General features: G+C 72.0%; 26 protein-coding genes. 6 read left to right on the forward strand and 20 right to left on the reverse strand.

Annotated features, from left to right (window positions below; translation table 11 throughout):
• Nucleotides 1-21: 21 nt before the first annotated feature.
• Genes CLV40_RS34200 through CLV40_RS34225 form a run of 6 tightly spaced genes read right to left on the reverse strand, consistent with a single transcriptional unit; the run spans nucleotide 22 to nucleotide 8,464 of the window.
• Nucleotides 22-1,584 carry a dipeptide ABC transporter ATP-binding protein gene (locus tag CLV40_RS34200; protein WP_104483170.1) on the reverse strand — a complete coding sequence of 521 codons (1,563 nt, stop codon included), beginning with the start codon at nucleotides 1,582-1,584 and terminating at the stop codon, nucleotides 22-24.
• On the reverse strand, nucleotides 1,571-3,865 hold the full coding sequence (locus CLV40_RS34205; RefSeq protein WP_104483171.1) for an arylsulfatase: 2,295 nt from the start codon (nucleotides 3,863-3,865) through the stop codon (nucleotides 1,571-1,573). Before CLV40_RS34205 ends, CLV40_RS34200 begins: the two co-directional genes overlap by 14 nt.
• 15 nt (nucleotides 3,866-3,880) lie before the next feature.
• Nucleotides 3,881-4,738, reverse strand: coding sequence for an ABC transporter permease (locus CLV40_RS34210; protein ID WP_104483172.1), 858 nt, complete (start codon nucleotides 4,736-4,738; stop codon nucleotides 3,881-3,883).
• On the reverse strand, nucleotides 4,735-5,694 hold the full coding sequence (locus CLV40_RS34215; RefSeq protein ID WP_104483173.1) for an ABC transporter permease: 960 nt from the start codon (nucleotides 5,692-5,694) through the stop codon (nucleotides 4,735-4,737). Before CLV40_RS34215 ends, CLV40_RS34210 begins: the two co-directional genes overlap by 4 nt.
• Nucleotides 5,691-7,259 carry an ABC transporter substrate-binding protein gene (locus CLV40_RS34220; protein ID WP_104483174.1) on the reverse strand — a complete coding sequence of 523 codons (1,569 nt, stop codon included), beginning with the start codon at nucleotides 7,257-7,259 and terminating at the stop codon, nucleotides 5,691-5,693. Before CLV40_RS34220 ends, CLV40_RS34215 begins: the two co-directional genes overlap by 4 nt.
• Nucleotides 7,256-8,464 carry an ROK family protein gene (locus CLV40_RS34225; RefSeq protein ID WP_104483175.1) on the reverse strand — a complete coding sequence of 403 codons (1,209 nt, stop codon included), beginning with the start codon at nucleotides 8,462-8,464 and terminating at the stop codon, nucleotides 7,256-7,258. The genes CLV40_RS34220 and CLV40_RS34225 overlap by 4 nt, the downstream gene beginning before the upstream one ends.
• A 305-nt stretch (nucleotides 8,465-8,769) precedes the next feature.
• Here CLV40_RS34225 and CLV40_RS34230 point away from each other — a divergent pair, with 305 nt between their 5' ends.
• Nucleotides 8,770-9,690: a TauD/TfdA dioxygenase family protein gene (locus CLV40_RS34230; RefSeq protein ID WP_281261701.1), complete on the forward strand. Its 921-nt coding sequence runs from the start codon at nucleotides 8,770-8,772 to the stop codon at nucleotides 9,688-9,690.
• 147 nt (nucleotides 9,691-9,837) lie between these two features.
• Here the strand turns inward: CLV40_RS34230 and CLV40_RS34235 are convergent, their stop codons facing one another.
• From CLV40_RS34235 to CLV40_RS34250, 4 genes are all read right to left on the reverse strand, one after another.
• Complete coding sequence (locus CLV40_RS34235) at nucleotides 9,838-10,167, reverse strand: helix-turn-helix transcriptional regulator (RefSeq protein WP_104483177.1); 330 nt, start codon at nucleotides 10,165-10,167, stop codon at nucleotides 9,838-9,840.
• Between the two features lie 525 nt (nucleotides 10,168-10,692).
• Complete coding sequence (locus CLV40_RS34240; protein ID WP_104483178.1) at nucleotides 10,693-11,196, reverse strand: ricin-type beta-trefoil lectin domain protein; 504 nt, start codon at nucleotides 11,194-11,196, stop codon at nucleotides 10,693-10,695.
• Nucleotides 11,197-11,337: 141 nt separating this feature from the next.
• A complete protein-coding gene (locus CLV40_RS34245; protein ID WP_219824193.1) occupies nucleotides 11,338-12,186 on the reverse strand; it encodes a class I SAM-dependent methyltransferase in 849 nt (282 codons plus the stop codon).
• Between the two features lie 73 nt (nucleotides 12,187-12,259).
• Nucleotides 12,260-13,456, reverse strand: a complete 1,197-nt coding sequence (locus CLV40_RS34250; RefSeq protein ID WP_104483180.1) for a cytochrome P450 — start codon at nucleotides 13,454-13,456, stop codon at nucleotides 12,260-12,262.
• A gap of 196 nt (nucleotides 13,457-13,652) precedes the next feature.
• Between CLV40_RS34250 and CLV40_RS34255 the strand changes: the two genes are divergently transcribed.
• Nucleotides 13,653-14,573, forward strand: a complete 921-nt coding sequence (locus tag CLV40_RS34255; RefSeq protein ID WP_104483181.1) for a helix-turn-helix domain-containing protein — start codon at nucleotides 13,653-13,655, stop codon at nucleotides 14,571-14,573.
• Here the strand turns inward: CLV40_RS34255 and CLV40_RS34260 are convergent.
• The 10 genes from CLV40_RS34260 to CLV40_RS34300 form a co-directional block, all read right to left on the reverse strand.
• The gene (locus tag CLV40_RS34260) at nucleotides 14,525-15,025 is read right to left on the reverse strand and encodes a hypothetical protein (RefSeq protein WP_146108380.1); all 501 of its coding nucleotides are present in this window, start codon (nucleotides 15,023-15,025) and stop codon (nucleotides 14,525-14,527) included. The genes CLV40_RS34255 and CLV40_RS34260 overlap by 49 nt on opposite strands.
• A gap of 6 nt (nucleotides 15,026-15,031) precedes the next feature.
• Nucleotides 15,032-15,529 carry a hypothetical protein gene (locus tag CLV40_RS34265; protein ID WP_146108381.1) on the reverse strand — a complete coding sequence of 166 codons (498 nt, stop codon included), beginning with the start codon at nucleotides 15,527-15,529 and terminating at the stop codon, nucleotides 15,032-15,034.
• A 42-nt stretch (nucleotides 15,530-15,571) separates the two neighbouring features.
• On the reverse strand, nucleotides 15,572-16,084 hold the full coding sequence (locus CLV40_RS34270) for a hypothetical protein (protein ID WP_104483184.1): 513 nt from the start codon (nucleotides 16,082-16,084) through the stop codon (nucleotides 15,572-15,574).
• 113 nt (nucleotides 16,085-16,197) lie between these two features.
• Nucleotides 16,198-16,416 carry a phosphopantetheine-binding protein gene (locus CLV40_RS38600; protein ID WP_181043921.1) on the reverse strand — a complete coding sequence of 73 codons (219 nt, stop codon included), beginning with the start codon at nucleotides 16,414-16,416 and terminating at the stop codon, nucleotides 16,198-16,200.
• The gene (locus CLV40_RS34275; protein WP_181043922.1) at nucleotides 16,413-17,060 is read right to left on the reverse strand and encodes an isochorismatase family protein; all 648 of its coding nucleotides are present in this window, start codon (nucleotides 17,058-17,060) and stop codon (nucleotides 16,413-16,415) included. The genes CLV40_RS38600 and CLV40_RS34275 overlap by 4 nt, the downstream gene beginning before the upstream one ends.
• Nucleotides 17,061-17,063: 3 nt before the next feature.
• Nucleotides 17,064-18,680: a (2,3-dihydroxybenzoyl)adenylate synthase gene (locus tag CLV40_RS34280; protein WP_104483185.1), complete on the reverse strand. Its 1,617-nt coding sequence runs from the start codon at nucleotides 18,678-18,680 to the stop codon at nucleotides 17,064-17,066.
• Nucleotides 18,677-19,807, reverse strand: a complete 1,131-nt coding sequence (locus tag CLV40_RS34285; RefSeq protein ID WP_104483186.1) for an isochorismate synthase — start codon at nucleotides 19,805-19,807, stop codon at nucleotides 18,677-18,679. The genes CLV40_RS34280 and CLV40_RS34285 overlap by 4 nt, the downstream gene beginning before the upstream one ends.
• 57 nt (nucleotides 19,808-19,864) lie before the next feature.
• The gene (locus tag CLV40_RS34290) at nucleotides 19,865-20,641 is read right to left on the reverse strand and encodes a 2,3-dihydro-2,3-dihydroxybenzoate dehydrogenase (RefSeq protein WP_104483187.1); all 777 of its coding nucleotides are present in this window, start codon (nucleotides 20,639-20,641) and stop codon (nucleotides 19,865-19,867) included.
• A 159-nt stretch (nucleotides 20,642-20,800) separates the two neighbouring features.
• Nucleotides 20,801-21,616 (reverse strand): ABC transporter ATP-binding protein, encoded by an 816-nt coding sequence (locus CLV40_RS34295; RefSeq protein ID WP_104483188.1) that lies wholly within the window; start codon nucleotides 21,614-21,616, stop codon nucleotides 20,801-20,803.
• Nucleotides 21,613-22,419, reverse strand: coding sequence for a siderophore-interacting protein (locus CLV40_RS34300; protein ID WP_104483189.1), 807 nt, complete (start codon nucleotides 22,417-22,419; stop codon nucleotides 21,613-21,615). The genes CLV40_RS34295 and CLV40_RS34300 overlap by 4 nt, the downstream gene beginning before the upstream one ends.
• Nucleotides 22,420-22,535: 116 nt before the next feature.
• On the opposite strand from CLV40_RS34300, the gene CLV40_RS34305 reads away from it, so the two are divergent.
• The 4 genes from CLV40_RS34305 to CLV40_RS39180 form a co-directional block, all read left to right on the forward strand.
• Entirely contained in the window at nucleotides 22,536-23,513 is a 978-nt protein-coding gene (locus CLV40_RS34305; RefSeq protein WP_104483190.1) for an ABC transporter substrate-binding protein, read from the forward strand.
• Between the two features lie 101 nt (nucleotides 23,514-23,614).
• Nucleotides 23,615-24,079, forward strand: a complete 465-nt coding sequence (locus tag CLV40_RS34310) for a MarR family winged helix-turn-helix transcriptional regulator (RefSeq protein WP_104483191.1) — start codon at nucleotides 23,615-23,617, stop codon at nucleotides 24,077-24,079.
• Nucleotides 24,076-24,477, forward strand: a complete 402-nt coding sequence (locus tag CLV40_RS34315) for a DUF5313 family protein (protein ID WP_104483192.1) — start codon at nucleotides 24,076-24,078, stop codon at nucleotides 24,475-24,477. Before CLV40_RS34310 ends, CLV40_RS34315 begins: the two co-directional genes overlap by 4 nt.
• A 194-nt stretch (nucleotides 24,478-24,671) precedes the next feature.
• Nucleotides 24,672-25,067, forward strand: a 396-nt coding sequence (locus CLV40_RS39180) for a hypothetical protein (protein ID WP_219824194.1), incomplete at its 3' end; no start/stop codon positions are given.

A 25,067-nucleotide genomic window follows, 5' to 3' on the forward strand; every position in this document is an offset into this window, starting at 1 on the left:
TCCGCGTGGAACTGTACCTTGTCACACCCGCGCGAACGCCCGGTCGAGATCGGGCACTGAGGACACCAGCCGTCGGGTGTACTCCTCGCGGGGCGCCCGCAGGACCTCGTGGTGGGCGCCTTCCTCGACCACCTTCCCCTGCCACAGCACGACAACGCGGTGGGCGACGCTGTCGACCACGGCGAGGTCGTGGCTGATGAACAGGCAGGCGAATCCGAGGTCGCGCTGCAGGCCGGTCACCAGGTCGAGCACCGCCGCCTGCACCGACACGTCCAGCGCGCTGGTCGGCTCGTCGGCGATCACCAGCCGGGGTCCCAGCGCCAGCGCCCTGGCGATGCCGACCCGCTGCCGCTGGCCCCCGGACAGCTCCCGGGGCCTGCGGCGGGCGTAGGACGCGGGGAGCTTGACCGCGTCCAGCAGCTCGGCGACCCGGCGGCGGTACTCCTCGCCGCGAGCGACCTTGTGGACCCGCAAGGGTTCGCCGACGCAGTCCGCGACGGTCATCCGGGGGTTGAGCGAGCCGCCCGCGTCCTGGAACACGAAGCCGAGGTCGCGGCGAGCGGCCACGGGGTCGCCGCCGAACACCGAGACGGTGCCCGAGGCCGGGCGCAGCAGGCCCGCGGCCACCCGGCCGATGGTCGACTTGCCCGAGCCGGACTCGCCGACCAGCCCGAGCACCTCGCCGTGGCCGATCCGCAGGCCGACGTGGTCGACCGCGGTGAAGTCCTTGAACCGCACCACGATCTCGGCGAGCCGCAGGGCGTCCGTGGTCGACTCGGCGGAGTAGGACGCCGGGTCCCGGTGCCCCAGGCGGGGCACGGCGGCGAGCAGTTCCCGGGTGTACGTGTGCGACGGTCGCGCGAACAGGTCCCCCACCTCGGCCTGCTCGACCAGCTCGCCGCGCCGCATGACCGCGACCCGGTCCGCCAGGTCGGCAACCACGCCCATGTTGTGGGTGATCAGCAGGATCGCGGTGCCGAGCCGGTCGCGCAGGTCGCGCAGCAGAGCCAGGATCTCCGCCTGGACGGTCACGTCCAGCGCGGTGGTCGGCTCGTCGGCGATGATCAGCGACGGCTCGTTGGCCAGCGCCAGCGCGATCACGACCCGCTGCTTCTGCCCGCCGGAGAGCTGGTGCGGGTACTTCACCACGGAAGCGGCGGGCAGGCCCACCAGTTCCAGCAGGCGCACCGCTTCCGCACGGGCCTCGGCACGCGTTGCCTTCCGGTGCGCACGCAGGACCGCCGAGAGCTGCCAACCGATGGTGTGCACGGGATTCAGGGCGGTGGCCGGTTCCTGGAAGACCATCGCGATCCCGCGTCCGCGGACCTCGCGCAGCTCCTCCTCCCCCGCCCCGACCAGTTCCCGGTCCTTCAGCTTGGCCGAACCGCGCACCGCGGCCGTGGCGGGCAGCAGGCCCAGCACGGCCCGGGCGGTCACGGACTTGCCGGAGCCGGATTCCCCGACCAGCGCCAGGATCTCCCCTGGCGCGATCGAGAAGTCGACGCCGCGCACGGCGGGTGCCGGGCCGAAGGAGACCTCCAGCCCGCGCACCGCCAGCACCGGGTTCCGCTCAGTCGTAGACACGTTCGGCCTCCGCCCAGAGTCGGGCCACCAGGGCCGGGTCGTAGTCGGCCTGCTTGCCGGGTTCGTAGCGGACGTGCCGGAGCGCGCCGGAGTACGGGAAGGTCCGCTCGCGGGTGTGCAGGTCCCAGTCGACGGGGCCGCCGCGGTCCGCGCCGACGCTGATGCCGGTGAACGGGGCCAAGCCGATCATCTGCGGCACCGGACCGACCTCGCCGGTGCCGGAACCGGTGTCCAGTACCAGGTTCCACCGGAACTCCGGCAACGCCTCGGCCGTCAGGCGGACCTCGACCGGGCCGGTGCCCAGCGGTACGCCAGCGGTGCGGTGCACGACACCGTAAGCGTTGTAGCTGAGGTAGGCCGCGCCGTCTTCGACGTACACCACGTAGCCGCCGCCTTGGTCACCGTGCGCGAAGAGGACACCCCGGTCGCCCACGGTGCACTCCAGCGCCGCGATGGCCGTGAAGTCGCGGAACTGCACCAGTTGCGCCGACCGGTACCGCTCCAGCAGCGGCGTGCCCGGGTACAGGGTCACCGGCCGCTCGAGGCGTTCGTCGTCGGGCCTGCGCAGGTTGTTGGCGGGGCTGTAGTCGTTGAGCGGGAACACCGCGTTGTTCCACGCGGCCTTCTCCCACGCCGCGGCGAGTTCGGCCAACTTCTCCGGGTTGGCGGCGGCGACGTCCGTGGTCTCCGTCGGGTCCTCGGCGACGTGGTACAGCTCCCACTCGCTGTCGTCGTAAGGGGTTCCTGGGATATGCCGGGTGACGATCTTCCAGCCGTCCGCGTAGTAGCCGCGGTTGCCACCGGTTTCCGTGTACTGGCTGGTGTGCCTGCTATCCACAGTGGAGTCGTGCAGCAAGGAGGCCGCGCTCACACCGTCGACCTCCGCCGCCGCGAGGCCGTGCCGCTCCGGCAGGCGCGGCACGCCTGCCAGCTCCAGCAGGGTCGGGGTCACGTCGGTGACGTACACGTACTGGTGCCGCAACCCCGGTGCCAGACCGGCGGGCCAGTGCACGATGAACGGCGTGCGCACCCCGCCCGCGTAGGTGTCGAACTTGTACAGCCGGAACGGCGTGTTCGACGCCTGCGCCCAGCCGCGCGGGTAGTGGATGGTGGTCTGCGGGCCGCCGAGCAGGTCCAGTTCCCGCTCGACGTCGCGGTCCCACGAGCCCGGCACACCCGGCACGTGCACGAACTGGCTGAAGTAGCTGCGCGTGCCCGCCGGCCCGCCCTCGGCGGTGGCGCCGTTGTCGGAGGTGAACACGATGATGGTGTCGTCGAGTTCCCCGTGCCTGCGCAAGGTCTCGACCAGCCTGCCGACGCTCTGGTCCACATTGTCCAGCGCGGCGGCGTAGACCTCCATGTACCGGGCGAAGAGCTGCTTCTGCTCGTCCGACAGCTCATCCCACGGCGGCACGTCCCGCCCCGGCTCGCTGTTGCGCGGCGGCAGGAGCGTGCCCTCCGGGAACAGGCCCTCGGCGAGCTGCTTGGCGAAGCGCTGCTCGCGGATGGCGTCCCAGCCCGCGGCGTAGCGGCCCTTGTACCGCTGGAGGTCGGACTCCTTGGCACCCAACGGGCCGTGCATGGCGTGGTGGGCGAAGTAGAGGAAGAACGGCTTGTCCGGGTCGTTGGCGCGCAACGTGTCGATCATGCGCACGGCCCGGTCGGTGAGGTCGTCGGTGAGGTAGTAGCCCTCGGGGAAGTCGCCGTCGTACGGGCTGTTGTCCCAGACCAGCCGGTGCGGGTGGTGCAGGTTGGTCAAGCCCTCGAGGCTGCCGAAGTACCGGTCGAAGCCGCGCTGCAACGGCCAGGACGCGCGGTCGGCGGCGTCGTGGCTGGCCGCGTCGCGGGTCAGGTGCCACTTGCCGACGGCGAAGGTGGCGTACCCGGACGCGCGCAGCGACTCGGCCAGCGACGGCGCGTTGTCCGGCAACTGGAACGAGTACGCGGGGTAGCCGGGGTCGGAGTTGGCGGGGAACGCGAAGCCCGCGCGGTGCGGGTTGAGGCCGGTGAGCAGCGCCGCGCGGGACGGCGAGCACAGCGGGGTGGTGTGGTAGTTGGTCAGCCGCAGACCACCGGCGGCCAGCGCGTCCAGCGTCGGGGTGGCGATCTCGCCGCCGAACGGGCCGATGTCGGCGTACCCGAGGTCGTCGACCAGCACCACGACGATGTTCGGGCCCTTCGCGCGCCGCTCGGCGGGCCAGCCGGGGCGCGACTCGGCGAAGACCCGGCCGACCTTGCCGGTGAAGCCGTCGTAGCCCCGTGCGTTGTCTGGGAGAGTCATGCGTTTTGTCCTTCTCTATGCGCCGCGGGCGGCGTTCGCGGCTTGGGCGATCAACTGGAAGCCCAGCACGAGCACGGCCGTGACCACCAGGGGTCCGGCCGCGAAAAGCGGGTTGAGGTCCAAATAGCCCAGTGCGGTCTTGAGCACCGCGCCGAGCGACGGCTCCGGCGGGCTGACGCCGATGCCGAGCACGCTCATCGCGCCCTCGATGAACACCGCGACCGACATGGACAGTGCCAACTGGACCAGCACCGGCTCCAGCGAGTTCGGAAGCACGTGGGTGCGCAGCACGTGCGCCTTGCGCGCGCCGACGACCTCGGCGGCGGTGACGTACTGCGCCTCCCGCACCTTCAGCACGGCCGCGCGCAGCAGCCTGCCGAACACCGGGATCTCGATGAACACCACGACGACCATCACCGAGCTCGTGCCCGGCCCGATCACCGCGGCCAAGCCGATGGCCAGGATCAGCTGCGGGAACGCCAGCAGCACGTCGAACAGCCGCTGCACGGCCACGTCCAGGACGTTGTTGACCGTGGCCAGCGCGCCGACCGCGCACCCGATGAGCGCCCCGACGGGCACCGCCGTGAAGCTGATCAGCAAGTCGACGCGGATCCCGGCGAGCAGCCGGGCCAGCACGTCGCGGTTGAGGTCGTCGGTGCCCAGCAGGTGCGCGCCGGACGGGCCGAGCAGGTTCGCGTCGGGTAGTTGCGCGTACGGGTCCCACGGCACCAGCAGCGGCCCGACCAACCCGGCCAGCACCACGACGCCGACCAGGACCAGCCCGATCAGCCCCTTGCCCCGGGCGAACACCCGCGGCCGCGCGGGCACGGCCACCTCGACCGGCTCGACCGGGTCCTCCAGCACGGCGGTCACGCTTTGCCCCCCAACCGGACGCGCGGGTCCAGGTACGCGTGCACGACGTCGGTCAGCAGCTGGACCAGCACGAACACCGCGACCGACAGGATCAGCAGCACCTGCACCACCGGGTAGTCCCGGCGGGTGATGCCCTGCTCCACCAGCAGCCCGAGCCCGGGCCAGGAGAAGATCGACTCGACCAGCACCGCGCCGCCCAGCAGCGACCCGGTCTGCAACCCCAGCGTGGTCACCACGACCGGCAGCGCGCCGCGCAGCGCGTGCCGCACGACCACCTCCCGGCGCCGCACACCGGCGGCGGTCACGGTGGTGATGTAGTCCTGCCGCAGTTCCGCGCGCAGCGTCTCGGCGAGGAAGCCGGTCAGCACGCCCGCCACCGGCAGGGCCAGGCACACCGCGGGCAGCACCAGGTACTGCGCGGTGATGTCGAGCCGGTCGAACATGCCCTTGGGCGGCACGCCGCCGGTGGGCAGCACCCGGAACCACACGCCGCACACGATGATCAGGACCACGCCGGTGACGAAGGTCGGCAGCGCGACCGCCGCGGTGTGGAAGGCGGTGAGCGCGCGGTCCACCCAGCGGTTGCGGGTGGCCGCCCACAGCGGGCCGAGCAGCAGCGCGACCAGCACCGCGATCACCAGCGCGGCCAGGGTCAGGGTGAGGGTGTTGCCCAGGCCGGCCCCGACCAGGTCGGCGATGTCGCCGCCGATCAGGTAGGAGCGGCCGAGGTCGCCGGTGAACAGCCCGCCCAGCCAGTGCAGGTACTGGCTGACCACCGGCAGGTCGAGCCCGAGGTCGTGCCGGATGGCCGCCACGACCTCGGGGGGCGCGTCGGCACCTGCCAGCACCGCGGCCGCGTCGCCGGGGATCGCCCGGATGACCAGGAAGATCAGCACGGACGCGAGCCAGAGCACGATCAGCGCCGACGGCGCGCGGCGCAGCAGGTACCGGGTCACGCCAGGAACGCCTTGCTCAGGTCGAGTTCGCGCCTGCGGGTCCAGTCGACGCCCTGGAGGCCGTCGCGGACCACGACCTGCTCGAACACGACGCCGATCTCGGCGAGGAAGGTGCCGTCGAGCAGCTGGTTCGACAGCTCCTTGTAGGCCGCGGTGGCCGCGGCGCCGGTGGCGTCGGGCAGCTTCCACGCGTTGTCGGCCGCCGCGGTGTAGGCCGGGGAGCTGAAGTGCGAGGAGTTGCGCTTGGCGTTGAACGGGTACGCGCTGACCGTCAGCGTGGACGGGGTGAACTGGGCCCACGAGTGGTTGGTGACCCAGAGGCCGGGGAACTGGGCGCCGATGAGCTGCTTGATGAACTGCGTGGAGTCGACCGGCTCCAGCTTCACCGCGATGCCCACCTCGGCCAGGTTGTTCTGCACGATCTGGGCGATGTTGGCCTGCACGCCGTCGGTGCCGGGGTAGGCCAGCGGGACCTCGGGCAGCGCCGCGCCGTGCTCGGCGAGCAGCGACTTGGCCTTGGCCACGTCACGGCGGAAGCGGTTGTCCAGCTCCTGGTCGTAGGCGGGGCTGGTGCGCGGCCACGGCAGCGACACCGGGTAGCCCTTGCCCCGGTAGACCTCCTTGACGATCCGCTCCTTGTCCAGCGCGTAGGCGATGGCGTGGCGGACCTTCGGGTCGTCGAGGCCGGGGGCGGAGACGTTGATGCCGACGTACGCCTGCAACTCGGCGCCCTCCAGCGGGATCGCCTTGAGCCCGCCCGCGGCTTCCGCGGCCTCGGCGTCGCGGTAGCCGACGCCCCGGGCGAGCTGCACCTGGCCGGACTTCACCGCCGCCGCGAGGGACTGGGCGTCGGGGATGACCCGCACGTGCACGCCGTCGAGGTAGGGCTTGCCGCCCCAGTAGTCGTCGTTGCGGGAGAAGGTGAGGTCGGTGTTGGGCCGCCACGAGTCGAACTTGAACGCGCCGGTGCCGACGAACTTCTTGCCGGTGCCGATCTCGGCGGCGGTCTCCGAGTCGATGATCGGCACGGTGTCGAGCAGGTCGAGCAGGTTGCTCACCGGGTGCGCCAGCTTGAGCACCACCTTGTCCGGCGCCGGGGTCTCGATGGCGGTGATGGTCTTGGCCGTGCCCGCCAGCTGGCCGTTCCACTTCGGGTCGGCGTAGGAGGTGAGCGAGAACTTGACGTCGGCGGAGGTGAACTCGCGTCCACTGTGGAACTTCACGCCCTTGCGCAGGGTGATGTTCAGCGTGCTGCCGCCGTCGGCCTGCTCCCAGGCGGTGGCCAGCCGGGGCTTGGCCTCCAGCTTCTGCCGGTCGTAGCGGACCAGGCTGTCGTAGACCAGGCCGACGACGGTGGTGATGGAGACGTTGCTGTTGGTGAACAGGTTGGCGGGCACCAGGTCGAGGTTGACGCCGAGCTCGGCCACGCCGCCCGACTTCGGGGCCGCCGACGCGCCGGCGGGGGCGGTCTGGGCGTCCACGGCGGACTGGCAGGCAGCGGTGGTCAGCAGCAGCGCGGCCGCCGCGAGCGCCCGCAGAGTCGCGCGTCTGGGCAATACGTTCATCGGGTGGGGGCCTTTCGTGCGTGCTTGTCGTCTGTGGTGGAGACCTTGGCTGTTTCCAACAGGTCCAGGGGGTTGTCGAACAGCCGGTTGAGCAGTCCGGTGCAGGCCGCGGTGGCCTGCAGGGTGGCGCCGAAGCGGGTCACCGACACGATGTCGGCGCCCGGGAGGGTCGTCGTGGCCGAGTAGGCGCGCAGCAGGTCGGGCAGCCGCTCGGCCTGGTCGGTGATGGCCTGGCCGCCGAGCACCACGCGGTCGGGGTTGAACGCGTCGCGCAGCAGCCCGACGGCCCGGCCCAGCGCGGTGGCGCGGTCGGCGAGCAGCTGCTCGGCGCGCGGTTCGCCCGCGCGCGCCGCCTGCCGGACCAGCCGGATGTCGGGTTCGGCGACGACGCCGTCGCGCACCGCGCGCTCGGCGACGGTGCGGTCGGCGACCGTGGCCTCCAGGCAGCCGGTGGCCCCGCAGGGACATCGGGTGTCGCCGCCGATCGGCAGGTGCGCGACGCTGCCGCCACCGCCGGGGCCGCGGTGCAGCTTGCCGTCGACCGACAGCGCGACGCCGACGACCTCGCGGGCGTAGAAGTACAGCAGGCTCGACACCCGCGGCCCCCAGCCGAAGAGCAGTTCGGCGTTGGCCATGGCCGCGACGTGGCCGTCGAGGTGCACGGGGTGGCCGGTGGCCCGGCGCAGCAGGTCGGCGGCGGGTACCCGGTGCCAGCCGAGCCGGTCGTGGTCGAGCAGGCCGCGCTCGGCGTCGACCAGGCCGCCGGTGGCCAGGCCGATGCCCAGCACCCGGCGCCGCGACCAGCGCCGCAGGAACGCCCGCACCTTGCCCGCGATGTGCGCGAGCACGTCCTCGGCGCTGCCGGACGGGGTGGGGATCTCCTCGGAGTCGAGCAGCGTGCCGCGCAGGTCGGCCAGGCCGTAGGTGATGGTGCTCACCCCGATGTGCACGCCGCACGCCGCGTAGCGGGTGTCGTCGAGGTGGATCGGCACGCGCGGGCGGCCGATCGCGCCGACCGGCACCAGCTCGGGGAACTCGCGCAGCAGCCCCAGTTCGATGAGCACCGCGACCTGCCTGCTGACCGTGGGCATGCTCAGCGCGGTGTGCTCACCGATCGCCGCGCGCGAGAGCGGTCCCTCGCGGCGGATCGCGGCCAGCACGGCGGCGGCGTTGGTGGCGCGCACCCCGGGCCTGGCGGGTCGCATGTCGGTCACGGATGCCCTTTCTAGGCATAACTGTTTGCCCGCTTTTATTCGCGGGCGAGAAGAAGTCGGGGGCGGGCGCCCGGCACGGGGGCGGTGGGGTGGATCAACAACGGCGCACAGGGGAAGACTCCGTGTGTCCACACGGGATGTCAACGACGTCCGGGATATGGAATATCGAGGATCACTTAATTTCAGTGCTTGACGGAAGCTTGTTGGGCCGCGCGCGCCGTTCGTAGGTTCGGTGGTGCGGGGTCCCCCGCCTCTCGCCGCGGTCGCGGCGCCCCCACCTGGAAAGGACTGCTGCTGTGAGCACGCCTGTGGAGACCGGGGTCTCGGTCGTCAAGCTCGGTTCCAACATCGGCGCCCGCATCGATGGCGTCCGGCTCGGCGGTGACCTCTCGCCGGAGGCCGTGGCCGAGATCCGGGCCGCGCTGCTGGCCAACAAGGTGATCTTCTTCCGCGGCCAGGACCACCTCGACGACGACGGCCAGCTGGCCTTCGGCGGCCTGCTGGGCGAGGTGACCCTGGCGCACCCCACCGTGCGCGGGGTGCAGAACCCGAACATCCTGCCGATCGACTCGGAGTACGGCAAGGCCAACAGCTGGCACACCGACGTCACCTTCGTCGACCGGGTCCCGGCGGTCAGCATCCTGCGCGCGGTGCACCTGCCGCCGTACGGCGGCAACACCGTGTGGGCCAACACCGTCGCCGCCTACGAGTCGCTGCCGCTCTCGCTCAAGGCGCTCGTCGACGGGTTGTGGGCGGTGCACACCAACTCCTACGACTACGCGGCCAACATCGACGAGCTGCGCATCGGCGGCGTCGACGTCAAGACCGAGCAGTACCGCAAGGAGTTCCAGTCCGACCTCTACGAGACCGAGCACCCGGTGGTCCGCGTGCACCCGGAGACCGGTGAGCGCTCGCTGCTGCTCGGCCACTTCGTCAAGCGGCTCATCGGGGTGACCTCCACCGAGTCGCAGGCGCTGTTCCAGTTGCTGCAGCAGCGGGTGACCCGGTTGGAGAACACGGTGCGCTGGCAGTGGCAGCACGGCGACGTGGCGATCTGGGACAACCGCGCCACCCAGCACTACGCCATCGCCGACTACGACGACCAGGCGCGCCGCCTGCACCGGATCACCCTGGCCGGGGACGTGCCGGTGAGCATCGACGGCACGCCCAGCGTGGTGCGCACCGGCGACGCGTCGCACTACTCCGCCGCGCTGTAACACTTTCTCCCACCACCCGGCGCCGTTCCCGGCTTGGCGCCGCGGCCGCGGGGACTTCGAAGCCGCCGTCGGCGCGGGGAGGTTCGTCGAGGCAAGTCCGCGACCATCGAAGTCCTTTGTGGACTTCGATGGTCGCGGCGGCTCGGGCTACGGCGCGGGGTCGCCCGCGTCCCCGCCCTCGGCGGGGGTGGCCACCGACTCGGCCTCGCGCTGCGCGGCCCGCGAGCCGGGGCGCCTGCGCATCGGCCCCGGGGTGCGCGACGGGTCGCGGCCCTCGGCCAGCATCTCGTCGAGTTCCTCGCGGGTGACGCCGAGCAGGTGCGCGAGCTTGGGCAGCACGTACCCGCGCGGCTCGCGGCCCCACGACTCCCAGCGGTGGATGGTGCCCGGATGCAGGCGCAAATGCTCAGCGAGTTTCTCCTGGGACAGGCCCGCGGCCTTGCGCGCCTGCGCGAGCCGCTTCCGTCGCGTTTCCATGCGCCATCTCTCCCGCCGCTCGTCGCCCACCCGCGCCGCCGGGACCCGCCCTGGCCCGCCGCCGCGGTCCACACCGCCACACCGCCACCGGGCGTGCCGCGTCCGCCACGGTGCGGCGCGCCCGCGTCCATTTCTACCGCAGTTCTACTCTGGACCGGCCCGTCCGGAGCGACCGCGCGGTGAACGGCATGGCGATCTTCCTCAGATTAGCCTGTTCGGTGCGAGAATCGGGTGCCAACTCGGCTACCCCTCGGCGATCGATTGGTTCACCCGCGACCGGGAGCGGTTGGCGAGCGACCACTCCGGGTCGCCGCGGCGGGCCGTTCCCGCACCGTGGCGGGGCTGTCTCGGTTGGAACGGGCGGTCCCGGTGGTGCGTTCGGTCTAGTGGCGGCGGGCCGTCCGGGCGATCCGGGACACCGGGGCCCGGCGCGGTGGTGGGCGATCGCGACAGTCCTGTCCGGTATCCGCTTCACCCGTTCGGCCCTGGGGTCGATGGGGACCGGGAGCGGTGCTCGGGCGCGGATCAGCGTTCGTCGTCGGTGCCGGGCAGCTCCCAGCGCTGGCTCGCCACGTCCGCGTCGCACGGCTGGAGGCCGACGTAGCCCGGCACGTGCCAGAGGCACCACTCGCCCGCCCGCGCGTACGGCGCCTCGGCCGCCTGGACGAGGTAGGCCGCGTCGCCCAGTTCGACCACGTTCCACGCCTGCGCGCGGTCGGCGACGTCGCAGTCGACGAGGACCGCGTCGGCCGCGTCGTGCCCGAGGCACCAGTCGGGGCCCTGGGCGGCGAACCACACCTCGCCGTCGGTGGGCCTGCTCGCCCGCCACTGCTGGCGCCTGCCGTCGGCGCGGCAGTCGGCGACCGCGACCGGACCGAGCCGGGCGGGGCTGGTGAGGCACCCGTCGCCCGCGGCGGAGCGGATGGCGACGATGCCCGGCACCGGGCCGACGGGGACGGTGGCCGCGGCGGGCACGGCCCCGGCGACGGCGGCCATGGCGAGCAGCGGGGCGGACAGCGGGAGCGGCATGCGGGTCTCCTGGCCGGACAGTCCATAGAGGACGATGGGTGCGGCACCGGGATCGGTGCCGCACCCCAGGACATTGCCGTCGGCCGCACCGGATCGCGCGGGCCTGCCGCACATCCCACCCAATCGGGTGCCGTCCCGGGTTCAGCCGCGGCGGACGGCGTGGGTGAGCACCAGCAGTTCGCTGGGCCGCAGGGCGTCCGCGCGGTCCCACAGCCGGGCGGGCACGGCGTCGGCGAGGTGGAGGTGGCGGACCTCGGGGAAGCCGTGGGTCGCGGCCAGCGCGCCCGCTTCCTCCGGCGTCAGCGTCGTGCGCCAGGGTTCGCCGTTCTCCGCCGTGGCGGCGGCGACCGCGGTGGCGTAGGCGCGGCCCTCGTCGTCGCGGAGGTGGTCGGGCAGGACGTGGTCGAAGATCAGTTCGGTGCCGGGGGCGAGGCGGCCGAGGTCGGCGAGCGCGCGCTCGACCGCGTCGCGGGTGAGGTACATCGTGACGCCGAGCCAGCTCACGACCGCGGGCACACCGGGGTCGAAGCCCGCGTCGACGAGGCGGTCCAGCAGCGGGTCCGCCGCGAGGTCGACCGGCACGTACGTGGCGGCCCCACCGGGCACACCCGGGCGGGAGAGCTTCCACGCCTGGGTGGCCGGGTGGTCGACCTCGAACACGGCGGTCCCCTCGACGCCCCCGCGCAGGGCGAAGGTGTCGAGGCCCGCGCCGAGCACGACGTACTGGGCGGGTCGGGTCGCGGTGACGTGGTCCTCGGTGTAGCGGGCCCGCGCGAGCACTTGGACGCGGGCACCCGCGAGGACCGGGTGCGAGCCGTGCGCGCGGTGGTAGCCGATCAGCTCGTCGGCGCGGTCGCCGAGCAACCCGGCCGCCGCGGTGTCGCGGAAGATGACCGGTGGTTCGTCGACGACCAGGTGGGCCGCGCGCGCGGCGGCGGCGAACAAGGCGGAAGCGCTGGGTTGCTCTGATTCTTCAGGCGAGGAGTTCACCTGTGGAACATATCCCGCGTTCTCCTGATTATAGCACAAAAACAAAACTTCCGAAAGGGGCAGTGCATAACGATCAATCGCTCCAGGCGACCGGTAGCGCGCGCACGCCGCGCATGAGACCACCGGTCCGGTAGGGCACCTCGCGGTCGGCGACGGCGAGGCGCAGTGACGGGAACTCCTTGAACAGCGCGGGGAACGCGACCCGCAGCTCGACCCGGGCCAGCTGCTGACCGAGGCACTGGTGGATGCCGTGGCCGAAGGCCAGGTGCCCGCTGCCGCCGCGGCCGACGTCCAGGCTGTCGGCTTCGGTGAAGTGCGCGGAATCACGGTTCCCCGATTCCAGGGAAAGGGTGACGGAATCGCCCGCGCGAATCAGCTGACCGCCGAGTTCGACGTCGGTCAGCGCGGCGCGCACGGTCGTGGGGGCGATGGTCAGGTACCGCAGCAGCTCCTCCACGGCCCGGTCCGGGTCGTCGAGCAGGGCGGCGACCTGCCGGGGGTCGCGCAGCAGCGCGGCGGCGCCGAGGCCGAGCACGTTGGCGGTGGTGTCGATGCCCGCGCCGAGCAGCACGACCCCGATGTTGGTCAGCTCCTCGTCGGTCAGGTCGGACTCGGCCAGGCCGCTGAGCATGTCGTCGGTCGGGTTGGCGCGCTTCGCGGTGACCAGGACACCCAGGTACTCCTGGAGCGCGCGGAAGGCGTCGCCCCACGCCGCCATGTCCAACGACTCGCCGACTACGGTCGCGGCGTGCTGCTGGAAGTGCGCGCGCTCGTCATAGGGGACGCCGAGCAGCTCGCAGATCACCAGGGACGGGATGGGCAGGGCGAAGGCCTCGACCAGGTCGACGCCGGGACCGTGCGCGCGCATGGCGGCGAGCCGGTCGGCGGTTATCTCGGTTATTCGCTGGGTCAGCTGCCGCATCCGGCGGACGGTGAACTGGCCGACGAGGAGCTTGCGGTAGCGGGTGTGCTCGGGGGCGTCCATGTCGACGAACGCGCCGGGCGGGGCCGCGGGCGGGGTGCTGTCGGTGGGCACGCCCGGGAACGGGAAGTGCATCAGCTCGGTGCGGGAGCTGAACCGCGGGTCGGCCATGACGGCCCGGATCAGCTCGCGGTTGGTCACCAGCCAGCCGATGTGGCCGTCGTTGTAGGTCAGCCTGCTGAGCGGGTGCTCGGCGCGCAGCTCCGCCAGGCCCGCGGGCGGGTCGAACGGCCGCTCCGGTGACTGGCCGAAGGGCAGCGGGGCGGGCGCGGGCAACGAGGTGGTCATGTCCTCTCCCCCTGGATCGTTGACGTACTTCGAAAGCTACGTTGCGTTTCAGGATCTGTCAAGGCTGGAGCGGCGAGTTTTGGCTTATCAGAGCCGATTTGTGCCAATCATTGCAATGGTGTTGACGGTGAACGCAATCACCGTTGCGTTGTCGTGCCGGTGAACGCACACTGGTGCCCGCGAGAGTGGAGGACGGATGCCGGGTGGCAGGCTGACGGCGGCGGACCGGCGGGTGATCGCCGAGGGACTGGCCGCGGGGCTGGGGTACGCGGAGATCGCGCGCCGGTTGGACCGGCCGACGTCGACGGTGAGCCGGGAGGTCGCGCGCAACGGCGGCGGCGCCGACTACCGGGCGTCGGACGCGAGCGCGGCGGCGGGTGAGCGGGCCCGGCGGCGGCCACCGGGCACGGACCGGGTGGCGGTCTCGCCCACCGACCGGGGTTTCGCCGAGCGGTTGGCGGCACCGCTGGTGGAGATGGGCCTGCCCCGGATGGCCGCGCGGGTGCTGGTCGGCCTGGTGACCAGCACGGCGGGCGGGCTGACGGCGACGGAGTTGACGGCGCGGCTGGGCGTGAGCCCGGCGTCGGTGTCGAAGGCGGTGGCGTACCTGGAGCGGATCGGGCTGGTCACCCGGGAGCGCACCGCCCGGCGGGAGCGGTACCTGGTCGGCCCGGACATGTGGACCCGCACGTGGCTGGCCAGCGCCCGCTCCAACGCGGCCTGGGCCGACGCCGCGCACGAGGGCGCCCGGCTCTACGGCCCCGGCACCCCCGTCGGCGACCGGCTGGCCGAGATGGCGCACTTCCTGGAGCGGCTGAACAAGGACATGGACGGCGGCCCCGGCTCACCGACCGCCGACATGCTGACCGTCGTGGCGGCCGTGATGCACGCGGGCGGCCCGATCACCGCCGACGACCTGGCATCGGCACTGGGCTGGCCCCCGGACCGCGCGACCCTGGCCCTGGCCGACGCGTCGCGGTTCCCCATGTTCACCGATCCCGTTGCCCTGCACCGGGATCCATCGGGCCGGTACACCGCGGTGGCCCGGTCGGACCGGTTGACCGGGGCTCAGCTCTCCGCGTTGAAGGTGAGGGCCAACTCGTCCGCGCAGGCCTGACGGACCAGTGCCCGGAGTTCGGGCTTGGCAGGCCCCCAACCGCGGCTCCACGCGTCGTCACCGCCGAAGAGCCGCGCCATCGGGAGTTCCCGGACGAGGTCGTCCGCGTGCCAGTGGTCGCGGACGAGCCGGCTGACGTAGCGCAGCACCCACCCCTCATCCAGCTCCCCCGCCTGGTAGCGCTGCGCGACCCCGACGAAGACGACGTGCACCGACGCGACCACGCTGTCCGGAATGGACAGACCGCAGTCGGCCAGCGCGGCGGGGAGCAGGTCGTGGATCGCACCGGCCTCACCAACCCCCAACCCCGCCAGCTCCCGCAACGCCTGCCCGTCAAACCCCTCGACCAACCAGTGCGCGGCGGCACCGGGGATGACCTCGGGCGCCACGGCCCCCATTCCCACCCACCCCGCGACCTCGGTGGGCAGCGGGACGAACTCCCGTTCGCGCACGACCACTCACTCCCCCACACCGCGCGGATAGTCCAGCGCGAGTTCCTCGGCGCACGCCTCGCGCACCGCCGCGGCCAACTCGGCCTCGGTCGGTTCCCAGGCCTCGCCCCAATAGCCGTAGGTGTACTCGTCGAGTCGCGACATGGGCAGGCCGCGGAGTGGGTGGCCCGGATCCCCGCAGAAGTCGGTCACCGGGACGACCTGGCTCAGCACCGCGGCAACGCTGAACTCCCCCGCCTGGAAAGCCCGCGCGATGCGGACGAAGTCCAGGTGCGCGGCCTCGGTCACCGACTCCGGAATGGACACACCGCAGTCGGCCAGGGCAGCGGGGAGCACCTCGCGGATGTCGTGGAGGTCGCGGGTGCCCAACCCCGCCAAGGTCCGCAGCGCCTCGCCGTCGTAGCCGTCGACGAGCCAGTGCGCGGCCGTCATCGGCAAGGTCTCGGTGCTCAGCAGCTCAAGCCGAACCCACGCGGCGACCTCTTGCGGACTCGGCACTCCCATACCGGCGATGATGCCCCAGCCCGCACGGCCGGGACACTCGAATTACCGCCTCCCCCAGCGGCGGCGGAACGCGGCGAACCACCCTGGCGCGCCACGGGCGGGCGCGGGCTCGTCCACGTCGACCGATTCCTCGGTATCGACCGGCCCCTCGGCGTCGACCGGCTCCCAGGTGTAGGCGAGTTCCTCCGCGCACGCCGTCCGCACCAGGTCGGCCTTGTACTCCTCGGTCGGTTCCCACACCGCGTGCCAGAGCAGGCTGTCGTGGTGGATGGCGGTCATGAGCAGGTCCCCGCCCTCGTAGGTGGCCCAGTTGGCTTCACGGACCCCGCCCACCACCTCGGCCACCGTCAGCTCCCCGCGCTGGAACGCGATCGCGATCCGCAGGTACTCCACGTGCAGCGCCTCGTCGTCGGAGTCCGGAACGGACACTCCGCACTCGGCGAGCGCGTCGGTGAGCACCTCGCCGATCTCGTAGAAGTCGTGCGCGCCGAGCCCGGCCAGTGCGCGCAGGGCTTCCCCGTCGTGGCCGTCGACCAGCCAGTGGGCAGCCGCCATCGGAATCGACTCAGACCGGATCATGCGGAGCCGGAGCCACGCAGCGACCTGGAGCGGGGTAGGCACGGACATACCGGGATATGGTGCTCGACCCGTCCACTCACGACAAGCGGTTACCGCTGGAGGAGGGTGGTCCAGGCGGTGACGGTGGGGGTTTCGGCCAGGTCGGCGAAGGCGAGTTCGGTGCCGTGGTCGCGCCAGGTCTCGATCAGGGTCATGACGCGGATCGAGTCGAGGCCGTGGTCGAGGAGGTTGTCGTCGTCGGCGATCTCGCTCGCCGGGATCTCCAGCAGCTCCGCGATCTGGGCGCGGACCTGGTCCGTTGTGGTCACTTGCGGCCTCCGGTGAGCTGTTCGATCAAGCGGGTCGTGGTGACGGTGGTGCCGCACCGGGTGGCGGCGTAGCGCAGGGCCATGGCGTGGTCCTCGGCGGAGAAGTCGGCGACCGCGTCGGCGACCAGGAACGCCTGCACGTCCCGCATGAACGCGTCCGCGGTGGTCATCAGGCAGCCGATGTGGGCGTAGATGCCGGTGACGATCAGCTGGTCGCGTCGGTGTTCCGCCATCACGTCCGCCAGTTCCGTGCGGTGGAAGGCGTTGTAGCGCCACTTCGTCATCAGGATGTCGCTGCCGCCCGGGGCCAGGCCCGCGACGATCTCGGCGTCCGCCGGGTCCTGGCCGATGCCGTTGCCCCACATGTCCAGTTGCAGCCCGCGCTCGTCCGGTCGCTGCCCGCCGGGCTGCGCGGAGAACACCACCGGCACCCCCAGCATCCGGCACACCTCGCGCAGGGCGGCGATGTTGAGCACCAGGTCCACGACCGGGGACGCCGTGGTGTCGAAGGCGCGGAGGAAGTGGTTCTGCATGTCGTGCACCAGCAGCACCGCGCGGTCGGGGTCGGGCACCCACTCGACCCGGTTCTTCGGCAGCTCGGATTCCGCGGGCATCGGGTACGGCGCGATCGTCGGCAGCCCCATGGCTCAGCCTTTCCGCTCAGCTGCTAAGCGCGCGGTGAAGGCCGCGCGCAGGTCCCGGCGGCTGGTTTTGCCGACGCCGGTGTGGGGGAACTCGGGCACGAACTCCACCCGGTCGGGGATCTTGTACGCGGCCAGGCCGCGCCCGCGCAGGAAAGCGCGCAGCTGCGGGCCGGTCGGGGGTTGGTCGCCGACCGTCACGACGAAGGCGCACGTCCGCTCCCCCAGGAACGCGTCCGGCACGGCGACCACGGCCGCGTCGTGCACGCCCGGGTGCGCGAGGAGGTGGTTCTCCACCTCCTCGGCGGCCACCTTCTCCCCGCCCCGGTTGATCTGGTCCTTCGCGCGCCCCTCGACCACGACGTGCCCGGACGGCAGCAGCCGCACGAGGTCACCGGTGCGGTAGAAGCCATCGGGGGTGAACGCCTGCGCGTTGTGCTCCTCCGCGCGGTAGTACCCGCGGATCGTGTACGGTCCGCGCGTCAGCAGGTGCCCGATCTCGCCCTCGGGCACGGGGTTGTCGTCGGCGTCGACCACGAGCAGTTCGTCGTCCGGGGAGATCGGCCGCCCCTGGGAGATCGCGACCGTGTCCTCGTCGTCGTCGAACCGGGTGTAGTTGACCAGTCCCTCGGCCATCCCGAACACCTGCTGCAACCCGCAGCCCAACTCGGGCCGCACCCGCCGAGCCGACTCCTCGGCGAACTTCGCGCCGCCGACCTGGAGCAACCGCAGGCTCGACAGGTCCTCCGACCGCTTGGGCGCGGAATCCAGCCACACCAACGCGATCGGCGGCACGACGCCGGTGATCGTCACGCCCTCCCGCTCGATCAGCGGGAACACCACATCCGGGCTGGGCGCGGGCGCGAGCACGATCCGGGCCCCGGCGTGGAAGGCGCCCAGGATGCCCGCCGAGCTCATCGGGAAGTTGTGCGCGACGGGCAGCGCCACCAGGTAGACCGAGTCCGGGCCGAGGCCGCAGATGTCCGCGCTCTCCCGGACGCTGTAGAGGTAGTCGTCGTGCGTCCGGGGGATCAGCTTCGGCACACCCGTGCTGCCGCCGGACAACTGCAAGAACGCCAACCCACCCGGGTCGACCTCGGGGAACTCGCCTGGAGGTGCGGCGGGTACGTCCTCCAGCGAGGTGTGCGCGCCGGGGTCGCCCAGCACGAACACTTCCCGCACAGTCGGTGCCGCGGCACGGACCTCGTCGGCGAGCACGCGGTAGTCGAACCCGGCCGCCTTGTCCGCGATGACGTACGCGACGGCCGCAGAGTGCCGGCAGAAGTAGGAAACCTCGGCGAACCGGTGCGGCGGCAACGCGAACACCGGTACCGCACCCGCGCGGAACAGTCCGAACACGACGGACACGAACTCCGCCACATTCGGCAGCTGCACGACGACCCGTTCCCCTGGCGCGATGCCGCGATCGCGAAACCCTTGTGCCATGAGGGAAGCGCGCTCGTCCAACTCCCGGTACGTCCACCGGTGCCGGTCATCCACCACCGCGACGGAGTCCGCGTACCGGGCCGCGCGGTCGGCCAGGAACGAGCCGAAGGTCTCGCCGGTCCAGTACCCGAGTTCCCGGTAGCGGCGGGCGAACTCCTCGGGGAACGGCACGCTCACGCCGACTCCTCCACGCCCAGCGCGTCGAGGAAGGTGCGCAGCTTGGCGCCGGTCTCGGCCAGTTCCTCGTCCGGGTCGGAGCCGGGGACCAGGCCCGCGCCCGCGAACAGCCGCAGCGTGGCGCCGCGGGCCTCGCCGCAGCGCAGGGCGATGATCCACTCGCCGTCGCCGGTCGCGTCGGACCAGCCGACCACACCGGTGTAGAAGCCGCGGTCGAAGGGCTCCAGCGCGCCGATGACCCGCCGCGCGTCCGCCGTCGGCGTGCCGCACACGGCCGGGGTCGGGTGCAGCGCGGCGGCCAGGTCAAGCGCGGACGTGTCCGGGTCGGCCAACACGCCGGAAACCCGGGTCGACAGGTGCCACATCGTGCGCGTGGGCAGCAGTTCCGGCTCGTCGGGCACGGTCAGCTCGCGGCAGAACGGGGCCAGCGCGTCGGCGACGGCGGCCACCACGACCCGGTGCTCGCGCCGGTCCTTGGCAGAGCCCAGCAGCGCCGTGGCGTTGCGGCCGTCGTGCACGGGGTCGTCGGAGCGCGGCCGCGAACCGGCCAGCGGGTTGGACAGCACGAGCCGACCGGAGCGGCGGACCAGCAGTTCGGGGCTGGTGCCCAGGAGCGTGCGGTCGCCGAGGTCGACGGCGAAGGTGTGCCCGCGCGGGTCGCGCGCGGCCAGCGCGCGGACCAGGTCGCGGACCGCGATCGGCTCGGCGGCCACCAGGTCGAGCCTGCGGGCGAGCACGACCTTGCGCAGGTCCCCGGAATCGAACAGCTCCAACGCCCGCCGCACGCCGGCGCGGTAGGCCTCGGCGTCGGTGTGCTGGGCCAGCCAGCGCGCCGCCACGGCCGGGCGCGGGCGCGGCACGGCCGGTAGCGGCCCGCCGCGGCGCACGGTCTCGGGCACCACGAGCCTGCTCGGCGCGGCCGGGTCGAACGGCACGGCGCCGACGACGATCTCGGCCTCGCTGTCGCACAGCGCCGCGGGCACCTCGGCGGGCGAGGTGAGCACGGCGCGCTCCCCCTCGGCGAGCAGCACCCCGGCCGGTGAGGTGAACAGGAACGCGCCCTCGCGGTAGTCGGCGGGCAGGTCGGCCGACGGGGCCTCGGCGGGGAGTGCTCCCAGGACAGGCACAGGCTGCTCCGTTCGTTCCGGGTCTCGGGGCGGGATTCGGGCGGCGATCGGCGGCGGTCAGCCGACCAGGGTGGCGCCGCCGTCGACGTACAGGTTCTGCATGGTGATGTGCCGCGCCTGGTCGGAGGCGAGGAACAGCACCGCGTCGGCGATGTCGGCGGCGTCGGCGACGCGGCCGAGCGGGATGCCCACCCGGTAGCTCTCCGGGGAGCCCTCGATGACCCGGCGCGCGCCCTCGCCGGTCCACAGCGCGCGCTGCATGGCGGTGTCGGTGGAGCCCGGGGAGACGACGTTGCAGCGGATGCCGTGCTCGGCCAGTTCCAGGCCGAGGCAGCGGGTGAACATGGTGGCGGCGGCCTTGGAGGCGGCGTAGGCGGCCATCTCCACGCGCGGCACGCCGACCGCGTTGGAGCCCACGGTGACGATCACGCCCGCGGCCCGGGGGACCATGCGGCGGGCCACGGCACGGGAGGTGAAGAAGACACCGTCGGAGTTGACGGCGAAGGTGGACAACCAGTCCTCGTTGGTGGACTTCACGACCGCACCCGGGCGCAGGACGCCCGCGACGTTGACCAGGACGTCGATCGGTCCCAGTTCGTCCTCGACCCGTTCGACGACCTGGTCGACGGCGGCGGAGTAGGAGACGTCGGCCGGGAAGGCGCTGACCTGCCTGCGCTGGGCCCGGTGCTCGGCGGCCACGGCCTCGACCCGGACCTGGTCGAGGTCGACGGCGGCGACCGCGGCGCCCTCCCCCGCGAGCGCGGCGACCACGGCGGCGCCGATGCCCTGCCCCGCCCCGGTCACCAGGGCGACCCTGCCGGCAAACCTGGCCATCCGGATGCTCCCCGACGGCTGACTCCCACGCGCGGTGGTACGCGGACGAAACCCCGTGCCGCTCTTGCGAGCGTCATTTAGGTTAGCCTAACTTACCTTTTTCGGGCGCGGGTGTGTCATTCGTCCCCTTCCCATTCCGCCCGTGATCGGTTAAGCGTCCTAGGTGGACACCGGCTGATCGGCGCGGTTGACGACCCGGGCGAGCGGGACCACCATGGGCGTCCCGGTTTCCGGGTCCGGCACGATCCGGCAGCGCAGGCCGAACACGTCCTCGACCAGCTCGGCGGTGACGATGTCCCCCGGGTGGCCCTGCGCGGCGATCACGCCACCCGGCCGCAGCGCGATCATGTGCGTGGCGTAGCGGCAGGCCTGGTTGAGGTCGTGCAACACCGCCACGAGGGTGTACCCGTCGCGCTCGTGCAGCTCCGCGCACAGGTCCAGCACCTCGACCTGGTGGGCGATGTCGAGGAACGTCGTCGGCTCGTCGAGCAGCAGCAGCTCGGTGCGCTGGGCCAGCACCATGGCCAGCCACACCCGCTGCCGCTGGCCGCCGGAGAGCTCGTCGACCAGCCTGCCCGCCAGGTCCGCGACCCCGGTGCGGCCCATGACCTCGGTGACCACGGCCTCGTCGTCGGCCGACCACTGGCGCAGCAGGCCCTGGTGCGGGTACCGGCCGCGGGCGACGAGGTCGCCGACGGTGATCCCGCTGGGCGCGATGGAGGTCTGCGGCAGCAGCCCGAGCCTGCGCGCGACCTCCTTGGAGCGGTAGGAGGCGATGACCCCGCCGTCGAGGTAGACGGCGCCCTTGGTCGGGCGCAGCACCCGGGCGAACGCCTTGAGCAGCGTGGACTTCCCGCACGCGTTGGGGCCGACGATCACGGTGAACGAGCCGTCCGGGACGGCCACACCGAGGTCTTCGGCGACGACGCGGTTGTCGTAGGCGAGGGTCAGGTCCTCGGCGCGCAGGCGGCTCACAGGCCGACCTCCGCGTAGATCTCGTCCACGGCGTCGAAGTACAGCTCGTCGTCCGGTAGCGAGTCGGCGGCCTCGATCTTGGGGTCGATGAGCGCGGCGACCTCGCGGTAGCGCTTCTCCCAGCGCTCCGCGTCGAGGCGCCAGTAGCCGATGGTGTCGTAGCGGTCGGCGGTGTGGCCGAGGGTGAAGCGGAAGTGGCGGCGGATGTCGCGGGTGGCCGAGGCCTCGCCCGCGACCCAGGTGTAGCCGGGCCCTTCCGGGAGGGTGCGGTCGACGACCAAGCGGCGCAACGCGTCACCTGCCTCACGCGCGTCCGCGTACACCCATTCGTAGGTCACGTCACCCTGGGTGGCGAGTTGTTCCTGACGCTCATCGGGATTGTCCACAACGCACACCACGTGCGCCCGCGCGCCCGCCGGGAGTTCCTCGACGATCCGGCCGATCGCGGGCAGCGCGGTCGCGTCGCCCGCGAGCAGTCGCCAGGGGACGTCCGGCGCGGCGATGTACTTGCCCGCCGGGGAACCGCTGATGGTGATCTCGTCGCCGGGGCGCGCGGCTCGCGCCCACGGCGCGGCCACGCCGCCTTCGTGCAGGACGAAGTCGATATCGATCTCCGCGCGCACCGGGTCGCGGCGGCGGATCGTGTAGTTTCGGGTCACGTCCGGACCGAACACCACCCGGCAGGACTCATCGGGCAGACCGCTGCCGGAGTAGTCGCGCAGCGCTTCGCCGCCCAGGGTCACCCGCAGCATGAGCGGGGTGACCGCGGCGGTGCGCAGGACTGTCGCGCGGTATGCGGTCATGGTTGCCGTGCCTCTCTTGTGATGGCAGACGCGTTGTCAAAATAGGATAGCCTCACCTAACCTTCGCGTCATGTTCGCCCGACTGGGCGAAGCAAGAATTCACTTGGAGTAGCCACATGAGAGCGACAGCCCACCCGGTCGGCAGGCTCGCCGCGCTCGCCACGGCGGCGGTGCTCGCCTTCGGCGCCGCCGCGTGCGGGTCGTCCGGCGACGCCGCGTCGACCCCCGGCGGCCAGTCCGGCGCGCCCGCGGCGGCGCCCGCCAAGCGGACGGTGCAGACGCCGAAGGGGCCGGTCGAGGTCCCCGGTGAGCCCAAGAAGATCGTCGCGATCGACTTCCAGATCCCGTACATCCTGCTCGACCTCAAGGCGAACCTCGCGGGCGCGATCGACCTGACCGCGGCCAAGGACGGCGAGCCGTTCAAGCAGCTGACGATCATCGGCAACGACGCCGGTGAGGTCAACTACGACAAGATCGCCGAACTGGACCCGGACCTGATCCTGGCCGGGGACTACCAGGAGGCGGAGTACGCCAAGCTCAAGGACCGGTACCCGACCGTGCTGATCCCGGCCGTCGGCGACCAGCCGGGCTGGAAGCCGCAGGTCAAGGCCGTGGCCGAGGCGATCGGCAAGGCCGACCAGGTCGCCGAGCTGGAGCAGAAGTACCAGGCGCGGGTGACCGAGCTCAAGGACAAGCACAAGGACAAGATCGCCGGCAAGAAGTGGGCCACGCTGGGCACCTACGACGGCTCCGGCTGGTACCTCTACGACAAGGTCGGCGGCCCGTCCACCGCCCTGGCCGACCTGGGCATCACCTTCGACGAGGCCACCACGAAGGTCGCCGACGGCAACGTGGCGCAGTTCTCGATCGAGCAGCTCAACCAGCTCAACGGCGCCGACGTGCTGCTCTTCGACGACCTCGGCCCGCCGGTCACCGCCCCGGGCGCGGGCGACAAGCTCAAGCAGAACCCGCTCTACACCTCGCTCAACGCCGTCAAGGCGGGCAAGGTCTACGACGGCGAGTACAACATCATCGACTACGGCGACGCCACGCGCGTGCTGGACAAGCTGGACGAGGTCCTCGGCAAGATCTGACCTCCCGCGCTCGCGGTGGGGCGGCCCTTCGGGGCCGCCCCATTTTTTGTGCCCCGGCCCACCTTGGTCCCGGACCGCACCCCGGCTAACATGGGGTACAAATGATTAGCACACCAAGTATCGAAGAGGACCCCCTGGCGCTGGAGCGGCAGGTCTGCTTCGCGCTCTCCATCGCGTCCCGGTCGGTGATCGGGATCTACCGGCCGCTGCTGGAGCCGATGGGGCTGACGCACCCGCAGTACCTGGTGATGCTCGCGCTGTGGGGCCGGACCCCGCTGTCGGTGAAGGAGTTGAGCGCGATGCTGGTGCTCGACCCCGGCACCCTCTCCCCCTTGCTCAAGCGCCTGGAGTCCATCGGCTACCTCCGGCGCGCCCGGTCGGAGGCGGACGAACGCCAGTTGGCCGTCACCCTGACCCCCGAGGGCGCCGCGCTGCGCGAGCAGGCCTTGCAGATCCCGCCCGCCGTGGTCGCCAAACTGGGCATGGACCTAGACGAACTCCGCCGCCTCCACGAGTCGCTGACCCGGGTGATCGCCGCCGCGGACCAGAAGAAGGGACAGCCGTGACCAAGCCACCCCTCCACCTCCGCGCCTGGTACCTCTTGGGCGGCCGCGTCCCCATGTCCTACCACGCCTGGGTCCTAGCCGACGCCGCCCGCCCGTCTTGGCTGGCCTGGTTCGCCCTACGCACCCTCCTCCGCATGGTCCTCCTGACCACCGCGATCACCCTGGGCCTACTCCTGGGCTTGGACGCCCCCGTGGGCCTAGCCCTGGCCTGCGGCGCCCTGGGCTTGGTCGTCGGCGTGTACTTCATGCTGTCGTACGCAATCGAGAGCACCGAGTACCGAATGACCCGCTACGGCCACCCCCACGGCGCGGCGGCGGAGGCGCGAAAAGCCCGCACAGCCGACCGCGACCGCCTACGCCAAGAACGCTACGACAACGCCTGGCGCACGACCGAGTAGTCCACTAGGGACGGTCACCGACACGGCTCCTCCCAGGCACCATCCCACCCCCGGCTACCCCCGGCAAGTCGTCCACAGGCTTGATCATCTCCACCAGGTTTTGTCGGCCCTCGCCGCTAGAATGGATAGTGGGGGCCGGAGGCGTCGGGTTGATCATCGCCGGATCGCGACGGCGAGCGGGGCGGCCGATCGGGATGCCGCTGGTCGCCCGTCGAGCAGTCCACAGAGGGTTATTCAGCGGCGGAGAAGTAGAGGCCGATGACCGCGGAACTGGTGTCGGCGAAGGTGTCGATGGGGCGCCGGTGGTCGGTGTGGGGAACGCGCCGGGTTTCGTGTTGGGCGACGGCGCGTTCGACCACGACACGGGTGCAGTCGTGGTGCCGGTTGAACTCCCGTTCCCGGTCGGGTCGCTCCCGGTCTCCGGGTCTTCTGATAGGGGTCAGGACTCCGCCGCCGACGCAGCCCTCGTCGCCAAGCCAGGCGCCGGCATCCCGACCCTCGAGAACGTGCGAGACCTCCAGGCCGACGATGTCGTTCCGAGGTCACGGCACCGGATCCGACACCCACCTCACACACCCGCCCAGCAACAG

The sequence above is a fragment of the Actinokineospora auranticolor genome, from assembly GCF_002934265.1.
Classification (GTDB): Bacteria; Actinomycetota; Actinomycetes; order Mycobacteriales; family Pseudonocardiaceae; genus Actinokineospora; species Actinokineospora auranticolor.

Coding starts and splice junctions, on each gene's coding strand:
- CLV40_RS34205 (WP_104483171.1), bottom strand. CDS start 3,865: ATGACTCTCCCAGACAACGCACGGGGCTACGACGGCTTCACCGGCAAG.
- CLV40_RS34220 (WP_104483174.1), bottom strand. CDS start 7,259: ATGAACGTATTGCCCAGACGCGCGACTCTGCGGGCGCTCGCGGCGGCC.
- CLV40_RS34225 (WP_104483175.1), bottom strand. CDS start 8,464: ATGCGACCCGCCAGGCCCGGGGTGCGCGCCACCAACGCCGCCGCCGTG.
- CLV40_RS34235 (WP_104483177.1), bottom strand. CDS start 10,167: ATGGAAACGCGACGGAAGCGGCTCGCGCAGGCGCGCAAGGCCGCGGGC.
- CLV40_RS34240 (WP_104483178.1), bottom strand. CDS start 11,196: ATGCCGCTCCCGCTGTCCGCCCCGCTGCTCGCCATGGCCGCCGTCGCC.
- CLV40_RS34250 (WP_104483180.1), bottom strand. CDS start 13,456: ATGACCACCTCGTTGCCCGCGCCCGCCCCGCTGCCCTTCGGCCAGTCA.
- CLV40_RS34255 (WP_104483181.1), top strand. CDS start 13,653: ATGCCGGGTGGCAGGCTGACGGCGGCGGACCGGCGGGTGATCGCCGAG.
- CLV40_RS34265 (WP_146108381.1), bottom strand. CDS start 15,529: ATGGGAGTGCCGAGTCCGCAAGAGGTCGCCGCGTGGGTTCGGCTTGAG.
- CLV40_RS34270 (WP_104483184.1), bottom strand. CDS start 16,084: ATGGCGGCTGCCCACTGGCTGGTCGACGGCCACGACGGGGAAGCCCTG.
- CLV40_RS34275 (WP_181043922.1), bottom strand. CDS start 17,060: ATGGGGCTGCCGACGATCGCGCCGTACCCGATGCCCGCGGAATCCGAG.
- CLV40_RS34290 (WP_104483187.1), bottom strand. CDS start 20,641: ATGGCCAGGTTTGCCGGCAGGGTCGCCCTGGTGACCGGGGCGGGGCAG.
- CLV40_RS34300 (WP_104483189.1), bottom strand. CDS start 22,419: ATGACCGCATACCGCGCGACAGTCCTGCGCACCGCCGCGGTCACCCCG.
- CLV40_RS34305 (WP_104483190.1), top strand. CDS start 22,536: ATGAGAGCGACAGCCCACCCGGTCGGCAGGCTCGCCGCGCTCGCCACG.
- CLV40_RS34310 (WP_104483191.1), top strand. CDS start 23,615: ATGATTAGCACACCAAGTATCGAAGAGGACCCCCTGGCGCTGGAGCGG.